Below are 10,429 nucleotides of genomic sequence, written 5' to 3' on the forward strand. Positions count from 1 at the left end.
GTCGCGGTCCGAGCGCGTGGCGGCCGGAATGCCGGTCGCGATGCGAGCGCGACGGGGCCCAGGGCCCCCGGCGGCGGCCGGCTCGTCCCCGGGCGCTCCGCGACGGGCACCCGGGGCCGGCCCGCGCGCGGTATCAGGCTTCGAACGTGGCCTTGAGGGCGTCCGCCAGGCCGGGCACCAGGTCGGCACCCGTGAGGACCTCGGTCGGGGAGTCCTTCTCGCGCAGCCGCAGCGCCGACTCACGGGCGCCGTCCCGCAGGACCGCCACCGTCATGCGCACCTCCTGGCGGTCCGGGTGCGCGGCGACCCACGTGGCAAGGCCCGCCTCGTCCAGGCCGTCCGGGACCGACGCCTCGGCGGACGGCGGGAGCATCAGCCGCTCCACCGTCATGGCGCAGCCGGCCACCGCGTCCGGCCAGGCGATGGTGGCGAGGAACTCGTCCAGCGGCCGGTCGGCGGGGATCTCGTCCTGCTCGATCGGCGTGAGCGGGGCCGCGGCCTCGTCGCCGTCGAGACCGAGCTGGGCGGCCAGGCCCGGCTCCTGGGAGCGCAGCTGCGCCGTGTCGACGAGGGCGAACAGCCGGGCCGGCTGGTCCCAGCCGAGACCGGAGGCGTACTCGTCGATTTCGAGCACCGCGCGGGTCAGCGGGCTCGCGGCCATCGGGGGACCTGAGGAAGAAACGTTGGACATGCTCAACATCCTGCCTCCTTTCGACCCGGAGACGGGAACTAGGTAAAGCCTCAGTAAGTTGCATCAGTGGGCTCTACCATCGCTGGGCCTGCTTCAGACGCCGCCACAGGCGGCGGCACATGCTTCAACACGACCGCGAACTCGAGGGGCGCACGTTGGCTTTCCAGATGCCGGACCGCGGCGGAGGCCCGACCGGGCCACGGATCAGAGTCGGCCGGCCGTCCCGGCGGGCCCGTACCCTGCTCATGACACTGGGGGTACTGGCCGTGCTGGCCATGCTCTTCGTCATGTTCGCCGGGTTCTGGACGGACTGGCTGTGGTACAGGTCCGTCAATTACTCATCCGTCTTCACCACCACCCTGTGGACCAAGATCGGGCTCTTCGCCGTCTTCGGGCTGCTGATGGCCCTGGCGGTCGGGGTGAACATCTGGCTCGCGCACCGGCTGCGCCCGCCCCTGAGCGCCATGTCGCTGGAGCAGCAGAGCCTGGACCGCTACCGGATGGGACTGGCCCCGTACAAGAAGTGGGTGCTCCTGGCGATCACGGCCCTGGTCGGTCTGATCGCCGGCGCCTCCGCCTCCGGCCAGTGGCGTACGTGGCTGATGTGGGTGAACGGCGTGCCCTTCGGCCAGAAGGACCCGCAGTTCCGGATGGACGTGGCGTTCTACGCCTTCGACCTGCCCTGGTACCGGTTCCTGCTCGGCTTCGGTTTCGCGGCCACCATCCTGTCCCTGATCGCCGCCGCCCTGACGCACTACCTGTACGGCGGGCTGCGCATCACCAGCCCCGGCGCCCGGGCGACCGCCGCCGCGACCGGTCACCTGTCGGTGCTGCTGGGTGTCTTCGTCTCGCTGAAGGCGGTGGCGTACTGGCTCGACCGGTACGGCCTGGCGGTGAAGTCCAGCGACTTCAAGGCGACCGGCAACTGGACGGGCCTCAGGTACGTCGACGCCAACGCCTACCTCCCGGCGAAGACCATCCTCTTCTGCATCGCCGTCATCTGCGCCGTGCTGTTCTTCGCCACGCTCTGGCGCCGCACCTGGCAGCTCCCGGTGATCGGCTTCGGCCTGATGGTGCTGTCGGCGATCCTGATCGGCGGGCTCTACCCGGCGATCGTGCAGAAGTTCCAGGTCCAGCCGAACGAGCAGGCCAAGGAAGCGCCGTACATCGAGAAGAACATCGACGCGACGCGCAAGGCGTACGACATCGACCAGACGAAGCCGGAGAACTACTCGGGCAAGTCCACGGTCAAGGCCAAGGACAAGCTGCGGGCGGACGCCGACTCCGCCGCCAGCTACCGGCTGGTCGACCCGAGCATCGTCTCGCCGACCTTCCAGCAGCTCGAGCAGCGCCGGAAGTACTACCAGTTCCCGACCACGCTCGACGTCGACCGTTACCAGGGCAAGGACACGGTCATCGGTCTGCGTGAGCTCAACATCAGGGGCATCCCGAAGCGGAACTGGATCAACGACCACTTCACCTACACCCACGGCTATGGCGCGATCATGGCCACGGGCACGGCGACGGACGCCAACGGATCGCCGATCTTCACCGAGTCCGGTCTGCCGACCACCGGCCAGATCCCGAAGTACGAGCAGCGGATCTACTACGGCGAGAAGACCGAGCAGTACTCGATCGTCGGCGGCCCGCAGAAGGAGCTCGACTACGAGGAGAACGGCGAGAAGACCACCAGCTACAAGGGCAAGAGCGGGGTCAACCTCTCCAACGCCTTCAATCGGGCCGCCTACGCCGTGGCCTTGAGCGAGCCGCAGATCCTGTACTCGGGAGCCATCGGCGAGGGCTCGCGGATCCTCTACAACCGCACGCCCAAGCAGCGTGTGGAGGCGGTCGCCCCCTGGCTGACCATCGACGGCGACGCGTATCCGGCGGTCATCAACGGCCGCATCCAGTGGATCGTCGACGCCTACACGACGACGAACGGCTACCCGTACGCGTCGCGTACGACGCTGGGGGACACCACCACGGACTCCCTCACCGCGGGTAACCAGACGCGTGCGGTCGTCGCCCAGCAGAACCAGGTCAACTACATCCGCAACTCGGTGAAGGCCACCGTCGACGCGTACGACGGCACGGTGAAGCTGTACCAGTGGGACACCGAGGACCCGGTCCTGAAGACCTGGATGAAGGCATTCCCCGGCACGGTGGAGCCGAAGAACGCCATCAACGAGGATCTCAGGGCGCATCTGCGGTATCCCCAGGACATGTTCAAGGTTCAGCGCGAGCTGCTGACCCGCTACCACGTCCTGGACCCCGCTCAGTTCTACAGCGGCAGTGACGCCTGGCAGGTGCCGGACGACCCGACCAACAAGGACGGCAACGCGGTTCCTCCGTACTACCTGAGCATGAAGATGCCGGGTGACGAGAAGCAGCAGTTCTCGCTGACGACGACGTTCACGCCGAACGGCCGGCCCAACCTGGGCGGCTTCATGGCGGTCGACGCCGATGCGAACAGCAAGGACTACGGCCGTATCAGGCTGTTGAGGGTGACGCAGGACGTGCCGGGCCCGGCGCAGGTGCAGAACAAGCTCAACAGCCTTCCCTCCGTGGCCCAGTTCGTCCGGGACCTGAAGGGTGCCGACTCCGACATCCAGTACGGCAACCTGCTGACGGTTCCTCTCGATGGCGGCTTCCTGTACGTGGAGCCGATCTACGCCCAGGGCCGTAACGCGCTCTATCCGCTGCTGCGGAAGGTGGCGGTGTCGTACGTCGACGCGGACCAGCCGGAAGGTGACACGACCAAGGACACCACGGTGTTCGAGGACAACCTCGCCAAGGCGCTGAACGCGGTGTTCGGCGTGGACGGCGAGAGGCCCACCACGCCGCCGCCGGGTGACACCACCAGGCCGCCGGCCACCGGCGAGGCGGCGCTGCAGCAGGCCATCGCGGACGCGCAGAAGGCGTTCTCGGACGGTGAGGCGGCGCTGAAGGCCGGCGACTGGACGGCGTACGGCAAGGCGCAGGAGGCCCTGGCGGACGCGCTGCGACGGGCCGCCGAGGCGGACGCCCAGCGCGATGCCGAGGCCGGCAAGAACGCCGAGCCGAAGCCGGGCACTCCGCAGGCCGGCACTCCGAAGCCGGGCACTCCGCAGGCCGGCGCTCCGAAGGCGGGAGCTCCCCAGGCCGCTGCCGGTACGGGCGGCGAGGAGAAGCCCGCGTCAGGCGGCTGAGCCTGTGTGCGGGAGCCCCCTGTCCCACCGCGGGCGGGGGGCTTCCCCACATCGTGATACGGTGTGAACACAACGGCGCGGGGTGGAGCAGCTCGGTAGCTCGCTGGGCTCATAACCCAGAGGTCGCAGGTTCAAATCCTGTCCCCGCTACTGAAAAGCAAGGGCCCGGATCCTTCCAGGATCCGGGCCCTTGCTGTGTTCGTGGACAGCGGGACTCATGTGAATAACCGCCCTGGTGGGGGCAGTTGAGGTGAAACGTGTTTGACTTGTCTCCCTGTGGGCATGTCGACAAAACGCTGAAGTGACCTCACTGGCTGCGGTATACCAGGTGTACGCGGGGTAGCAGGTGGTGCGACGATGGGAATTATGGGGGACAGGGCAACTCTGTTGGAGACAGGGCGGTTTGTGCAGCGGTATGCCGAGGATGCCGCAGAGGTAATGGGTGACGCTGTCATGGACACCACCGCCATGGACAGCGCGGAGGCCGGCGACACCGTTGAGGCCGAGGCGCGTCACCGCCGCGCCGCCGAGAAGGGGGACACCGCGTCCATGAGCGTCCTGGGGGCGCTGCTGCTGCGCCGCGGCGACCTCGACGGAGCCGAGCCCTACCTGCGCGCCGCCACCGCCGAGGGGGACCGGGCCGCCGCCAACAACCTGGGCGTCCTGCTCCACCAGCGGGGGTACGCCGACGAGGCGGCCGGCTGGTGGCGCATCGCCGCCGTGGCCGGTTCCGCCGCCGCCGCGCACGCCCTGGGCCGCCACTACCGCGAGCGCGGCGACGAGCCCGCGGCCGAGTACTGGCTGCGCCAGTCCGCCGAGCAGGGCCACGCGCTCGGCGCGTACGCCCTCGCCGACCTGCTGGAGCACCGCAGCGACGTCGGCGCCGAGCGCTGGCTGCGCGCCGCCGCCGAGCAGGGCCACCGCGAAGCCGCGTACCGCCTGGCCCGCGCGCTGGAGCGCAAGGCGGCCGAACAGCAGGGCGACGGCGACCCCGGTACGGGCACCGAGACCGCCGAGCAGTGGTACCGGCAGGCCGCCGCCCGCGGTCACCGGCGCGCCGCGCTGCACCTCGGGGCCATCCTCGAACGGCGCGGCGAGCTCAAGGAGGCCGGCCGCTGGTACCTGACCTCGGCCAAGGACGGCGAGTCCCGTGCCGCCTGCGCGCTCGGGTTCCTGCTCCGTGACGCCGGTGACGAGGAGAGCGCCGCCGTGTGGTGGCTGCGCGCCGCCCAGGACGGCGACGGCAACGCCGCCAACGCGCTGGGCGCCCTGCACGCGGCCCGTGGCGAGCACCAGACGGCCGAGCGCTGGTACCGCGCGGCCACCGACGCGGGCGATGTGAACGGCGCGTACAACCTCGGGCTGCTGTTCGCCGCGCAGAACCGCGTCGCCCAGGCCGAGCAGTGGTACCGCCGGGCCGCCTACGCCGGTCACCGCGAGGCCGCCAACGCGCTGGCCATCCTGCTCCTGCAGGGCGGCGACCCGAACGGCGCCGAGCCGTGGTTCTCCAAGGCCGCCGAGGCCGGCAGCGTGGACGCCGCGTTCAACCTGGGCATCCTCCACGCCGGTCGCGGCGACGACGCCACGGCGCTGCGCTGGTACGAGCGGGCCGCCGCGGCCGGTCACACCGAGGCCGCCCTCCAGGTCGGCATCGCGCGCCTCCGGGACGGTGACGAACAGGAGGCCGAGCGCCATCTGCGGTGCGCGGCGGGCGGCGGCAGCGCGGAGGCCGCGTTCCGCCTGGCCACGGTCCTCGACGCCCGCCAGGCCCCGTCCGGGCCGCCCGCGCTCGGTGAGCCCCAGGCGCCGAAGAGCGAGTGCGAGGAGTGGTACGAGCGGGCGGCGGAGCAGGGGCACCGCCGCGCCCAGGTACGGGTCGGCATGCTGGCCGCCGCGCGGGGGGACACCGCCGAGGCGGCACGCTGGTACCGCGAGGCAGCCGAGGCCGGCAGCCGCAACGGCGCCTTCAACCTCGGCCTGCTCCTCGCCCGCGACGGGAACGAGCGCGAGGCGTCGCTGTGGTGGACCCGCGCCGCCCGCGCCGGACACGGCCGGGCCGCGCTGCGCCTGGCGCTGCTCGCCGCCCGCCGGGGTGAGCTGACCGAGGGCCGCCGCTGGTGCGCGCGCGCCGTCGAGCTGGGCCCGGCGGAGGTCGCCGAACGCGCGGCACGGCTCAGCGAGGCGCTGCACCAGGAACTCACCGCGTAGGGCCGGGGTCCACCCCAAGGCAGCCTTATCGATTTGCACTGGTCCAGAGGGTCCCGTAAGGTTGTGTTCAACGGCGCGGGGTGGAGCAGCTCGGTAGCTCGCTGGGCTCATAACCCAGAGGTCGCAGGTTCAAATCCTGTCCCCGCTACTGAAACCGAAGGCCCCGGATCCTCAGGATCCGGGGCCTTCGGTGTTGCATGGCTCGATGAGCGGCTGCTTGCTCGCGGTGAGCGGTGCTTGTTCAGTCAGCGGCTGCGCGGCGGGGCCGACCGCCACCGCCGCAGCGCGTCTCTAGGCAGCCGCGCAGTTCGGGCAGACCCCGCGGTACGTGACCTCCACGTCCGAGATCGTGAAGCCGAAGCGCTCGGTGGCCGGCAGGTCCGCCAGCGGGTTGCCCGTCGGGTGCACATCGCGGATCGCGCCGCACTGGGCGCACACCAGATGGTGGTGCGGGCGGTGGGCGTTCGGGTCGTACCGCTTGGCGCGGCGGTCCGTGGAGACCTCCAGGACCTCACCCAGCGTCACCAGCTCGCCCAGTGTGTTGTACACCGTCGCGCGGGAGATCTCCGGGAGCCGCTCCACCGCGCGGGCGTGCACCTCGTCGGCGGTCAGGTGTACGTGGTCCCCGTCGAGGACTTCGGCCACGACGCGCCGCTGCGCGGTCATCCGCCAGCCACGCCCGCGCAGTCGTTCCAACAGGTCACTCATGAAGACCAGCCTAACAGGGAGGGGACTCAGTCCCGAACGGGTGTGGCTTTGGATGAGGGCTTGACTTAGACAAAGTCCATTGTAGGATCGGGCTCGGCATTAGCCAAGGGACAGGACGTGCAGGACATGGCAGGACACACGCAGGAGGCGCACGTGACGCAGGGACCGCTCACCACGGAGGCCGGCGCGCCGGTCGCCGACAACCAGAACAGCGAGACCGCGGGCGTCGGCGGTCCGGTTCTGGTCCAGGACCAGCTGCTGCTGGAGAAGCTCGCGCACTTCAACCGCGAGCGCATTCCGGAGCGCGTGGTCCACGCGCGCGGCGCCGGCGCCTACGGCACCTTCACGGTGACGGCGGACGTCACCCAGCACACCCGGGCGAAGTTCCTCTCCGAGGTCGGCAAGCAGACGGAGACGTTCCTGCGCTTCTCGACCGTCGCCGGCAACCTCGGTGCGGCCGACGCCGTGCGTGACCCTCGCGGCTTCGCGCTGAAGTTCTACACCGAAGAGGGCAACTACGACCTCGTCGGCAACAACACCCCGGTGTTCTTCATCAAGGACGCCATCAAGTTCCCCGACTTCATCCACACCCAGAAGCGCGACCCGTACACCGGCTCCCAGGAGGCGGACAACGTATGGGACTTCTGGGGGCTGTCGCCCGAGTCGACGCACCAGGTGACCTGGCTGTTCGGTGACCGTGGCATCCCGGCGAGCTACCGCCACATGGACGGCTTCGGTTCCCACACCTTCCAGTGGAACAACGAGGCCGGCGAGGTCTTCTGGGTCAAGTACCACTTCAAGACCGACCAGGGCATCAAGTGCCTCACGCAGGAAGAGGCCAACAAGCTCGCGGGCGAGGACCCGGACTCCCACCAGCGCGACCTGCGCGAGGCCATCGAGCGCGGTGACTACCCGTCCTGGACCGTCGGCGTGCAGATCATGCCCGCCGCCGAGGCCGCGACGTACCGCTTCAACCCGTTCGACCTCACCAAGGTGTGGCCGCACGCGGACTACCCGGTCATCGAGATCGGCAAGCTGGAGCTCAACCGCAACCCGCAGAACATCTTCGCCGAGGTCGAGCAGTCGATCTTCTCCCCGGCGCACTTCGTGCCCGGCATCGGCCCCTCGCCCGACAAGATGCTCCAGGGCCGGCTCTTCGCCTACGGCGACGCCCACCGCTACCGCGTCGGCATCAACGCCGACCACCTGCCGGTGAACCGCCCGCACGCCACCGAGGCGCGGACGAACAGCCGTGACGGCTTCCTGTACGACGGCCGCCACGCCGGCGCGAAGAACTACGAGCCGAACAGCTTCGGCGGCCCCAACCAGACCGGCCGCCCGCTGTGGCAGCCGGTTCCGGTGACCGGTGTGACCGGTGACCACGAGGCGCCCGTCCACGCCGAGGACAACGACTTCGTCCAGGCCGGCAACCTCTACCGGCTGATGTCGGAGGAGGAGAAGGAGCGCCTGATCGCGAACCTGGCCGGCTTCATCGCCAAGGTCTCGCGCGACGACATCGCCGAGCGGGCGATCAGCAACTTCCGCCAGGCGGACGAGGACTACGGCAAGCGGCTGGAGGCCGCGGTCCAGGCCCTGCGCGGCTGAACAGCACTGGATCGCTTGTCGTAAGCGACAGGGCCGGCTTCCCGTACGCGGGAACCGGCCCTCTCGCACGTCGTCAGCCGGCCAGGGCGGCCTCCGCCCTCGCCTGCCGTGCCGGTACCCAGCAGCCGATGATGTCGCGTACGGAGACGACGCCGACCGGCCCGTCGCCGTCCAGCACGATCAGGTGCCGGAAACCGCCGTGAGCCATGGCCCCCGCGGCTTCCTCCAGGGTCCATTCCGGTGCGGCGAAGACGACGTCGGTGGTGGTGTGCGCACCGGCCGTCTCCAGGTCGGGGTCCTGGCCGGAGCCGATGGACACGAGGATGTCGCGCTCGGTGAGGATGCCGAGGCCGCAGGTATCGTGGTCGAGGACGACTGCCGCGCCGACGCCGCGCGCCGCCATCAGACCGGCCGCCTGGCGGAGGGTGTGTGCGGGGCCGATGGTGAGGACCACCGTGCTCATGGCGTCACGGACGAGCATGAGAGGAGCCACCTCCTTCGTGAAGGCTTCAACGAGAAGTCGTTCACAAGTGCACAAGTGGGGGGAGTGTCAGAGTGACAGCCATCCACGGCCTCAACAAGGGGGCGTGCACGCTCTGGCGAACATCCGCCACAAGGGGTGACCGGTCCGGCGGCAAACCCGCCGAGATGACCTAGGAACGCTCGTTCAGGTACCCCAGCAGTTCCTCGTGCAGCAGGCCGTTCGACGCCGCAGCGTTGCCGCTGTGGGGGCCGTGCCGCCCGTCGAGGCCGGTGAACGTGCCGCCCGCCTCCTGCACCACGATCGCGGGCGCCGCCATGTCCCAGAGCGACAGCTCCGGCTCCGCGCAGATGTCCACCGAGCCCTCGGCGACCATCATGTACGGCCAGAAGTCGCCGTAGCCGCGCGTCCGCCAGCACGCGCGCGTGAGGTCCAAGAAGCCCTCCAAACGCCCCTGCTCCTCCCAGCCGGTGAGCGAGGAGTACGCGAACGACGCGTCCGACAGCTCCGCGACCTTCGAGACGTGCAGGCGCGTCGCCGACGACAGGCTGCGCCCGGTGTACGCGCCCAGGCCCTTCGCCGCCCACCAGCGGCGCCCCAGCGCCGGCGCCGACACCACACCCACGACCGGCTGGAACCCGCCGGGCGCCGCCTCCATCAGCGAGATCAGCGTGGCCCACACCGGTACGCCCCGGACGTAGTTCTTGGTGCCGTCGATCGGGTCGATCACCCAGCGGCGCGGGCCGGTGCCCTCCACGCCGTACTCCTCGCCGAGGATCGCGTCGCGCGGCCGCGCCCGCTGGAGCTGGCCGCGGATCAGTTCCTCCGCCGCCTTGTCCGCCTCGCTCACGGGGGTCATGTCCGGCTTGGTCTCGACCTTGAGGTCCAGAGCCCGGAACCGGTCCATGGTGGCGGCGTCGGCGGCATCCGCGAGGACATGGGCGAGACGCAGATCATCGTGGTAATCGGCCATGGGGCGACTCTATCCCGCTCCCTTACGGTCCCTCCCGGTCGACCGGCGGCGGAGCGACCCGTTGCGCGCGGGCCGTTGACGCGGCCGGCTCGTGGCCGGTGACAGAGCTGGTGACAGGGCCGGTGACAGGGCTCTTGACAGTGCGTCGCGCCGCGTCAACTCTGAGCGCACCGCAGCTTTGGCCTGGGAGGCGACGATGCCCACCGCGCGTGAAGCACTGCTCGACGCCGCCCTCGCGGCGCTCGGCACACGGCCCTGGTCCGCCGTGCGGATGGTCGAGGTGGCCGCCGCGGCGGGGGTCTCCCGGCAGACGCTCTACAACGAGTTCGGCAGCAAGGAGGGCCTGGCCAGGGCCCTCGTGCGGCGCGAGACGGACGCCTGTCTGTACGGGGTCGAGCGCGTCCTCGCGGCCCGGCCGGACGCCGTCGACCGGCTCGTCTCGGTCGCCGAGTGGCTCGCCGGGGAGGCGGCCGCGAGGCCGCTCCTGCGCGCCCTGCTCACCGGCTGCTGGGGCGAATGGCTGCCCCCGCCGCGCCCCGCCCGCACCCGGGCCGGCGCCGGGTCGCGTGCGCCGG

General features: G+C 70.5%; 8 protein-coding genes and 2 tRNA genes. 6 read left to right on the top strand and 4 right to left on the bottom strand.

The window, feature by feature from the left end:
• Positions 1-133: 133 nt before the first annotated feature.
• Positions 134-691 (bottom strand): PPA1309 family protein, encoded by a 558-nt coding sequence (locus QWM81_RS28735; protein ID WP_290115416.1) that lies wholly within the window; start codon positions 689-691, stop codon positions 134-136.
• A 167-nt stretch (positions 692-858) separates the two neighbouring features.
• Between QWM81_RS28735 and QWM81_RS28740 the strand changes: the two genes are divergently transcribed.
• The 4 genes from QWM81_RS28740 (at position 859) to QWM81_RS28755 (ending at position 6,235) form a co-directional block, all read left to right on the top strand.
• Complete coding sequence (locus tag QWM81_RS28740; RefSeq protein WP_290115423.1) at positions 859-3,879, top strand: UPF0182 family membrane protein; 3,021 nt, start codon at positions 859-861, stop codon at positions 3,877-3,879.
• A 76-nt stretch (positions 3,880-3,955) separates the two neighbouring features.
• A tRNA-Met gene (locus tag QWM81_RS28745) sits at positions 3,956-4,029 on the top strand.
• 207 nt (positions 4,030-4,236) lie between these two features.
• Complete coding sequence (locus tag QWM81_RS28750) at positions 4,237-6,087, top strand: tetratricopeptide repeat protein (protein WP_290115417.1); 1,851 nt, start codon at positions 4,237-4,239, stop codon at positions 6,085-6,087.
• A 74-nt stretch (positions 6,088-6,161) separates the two neighbouring features.
• Positions 6,162-6,235, top strand: a tRNA-Met gene (locus QWM81_RS28755).
• A 143-nt stretch (positions 6,236-6,378) separates the two neighbouring features.
• Here QWM81_RS28755 and QWM81_RS28760 read toward each other — a convergent pair.
• A complete protein-coding gene (locus QWM81_RS28760) occupies positions 6,379-6,795 on the bottom strand; it encodes a Fur family transcriptional regulator (protein WP_290115418.1) in 417 nt (138 codons plus the stop codon).
• A gap of 153 nt (positions 6,796-6,948) precedes the next feature.
• Here QWM81_RS28760 and QWM81_RS28765 point away from each other — a divergent pair, with 153 nt between their 5' ends.
• Complete coding sequence (locus QWM81_RS28765) at positions 6,949-8,400, top strand: catalase (RefSeq protein WP_290115419.1); 1,452 nt, start codon at positions 6,949-6,951, stop codon at positions 8,398-8,400.
• Positions 8,401-8,473: 73 nt separating this feature from the next.
• Here the strand turns inward: QWM81_RS28765 and QWM81_RS28770 are convergent, their stop codons facing one another.
• Positions 8,474-8,881: a CBS domain-containing protein gene (locus tag QWM81_RS28770; RefSeq protein WP_290115420.1), complete on the bottom strand. Its 408-nt coding sequence runs from the start codon at positions 8,879-8,881 to the stop codon at positions 8,474-8,476.
• Between the two features lie 172 nt (positions 8,882-9,053).
• The gene (gene hisN / locus QWM81_RS28775; RefSeq protein WP_290115421.1) at positions 9,054-9,854 is read right to left on the bottom strand and encodes a histidinol-phosphatase; all 801 of its coding nucleotides are present in this window, start codon (positions 9,852-9,854) and stop codon (positions 9,054-9,056) included.
• Positions 9,855-10,050: 196 nt separating this feature from the next.
• Between hisN and QWM81_RS28780 the strand changes: the two genes are divergently transcribed.
• Positions 10,051-10,429: TetR/AcrR family transcriptional regulator (locus QWM81_RS28780; protein ID WP_290115422.1), on the top strand; the 379-nt coding region annotated here is incomplete at its 3' end.

The sequence above is a fragment of the Streptomyces ficellus genome (assembly GCF_030406405.1).
GTDB lineage: Bacteria > Actinomycetota > Actinomycetes > Streptomycetales > Streptomycetaceae > Streptomyces > Streptomyces ficellus_B.

Bases quoted from the DNA above. Each gene is read 5' to 3' on its own strand.
- QWM81_RS28735 (WP_290115416.1), bottom strand. From the start codon at position 691: ATGTCCAACGTTTCTTCCTCAGGTCCCCCGATGGCCGCGAGCCCGCTG.
- QWM81_RS28740 (WP_290115423.1), top strand. From the start codon at position 859: ATGCCGGACCGCGGCGGAGGCCCGACCGGGCCACGGATCAGAGTCGGC.
- QWM81_RS28750 (WP_290115417.1), top strand. From the start codon at position 4,237: ATGGGAATTATGGGGGACAGGGCAACTCTGTTGGAGACAGGGCGGTTT.
- QWM81_RS28760 (WP_290115418.1), bottom strand. From the start codon at position 6,795: ATGAGTGACCTGTTGGAACGACTGCGCGGGCGTGGCTGGCGGATGACC.
- QWM81_RS28770 (WP_290115420.1), bottom strand. From the start codon at position 8,881: ATGCTCGTCCGTGACGCCATGAGCACGGTGGTCCTCACCATCGGCCCC.
- hisN (WP_290115421.1), bottom strand. From the start codon at position 9,854: ATGGCCGATTACCACGATGATCTGCGTCTCGCCCATGTCCTCGCGGAT.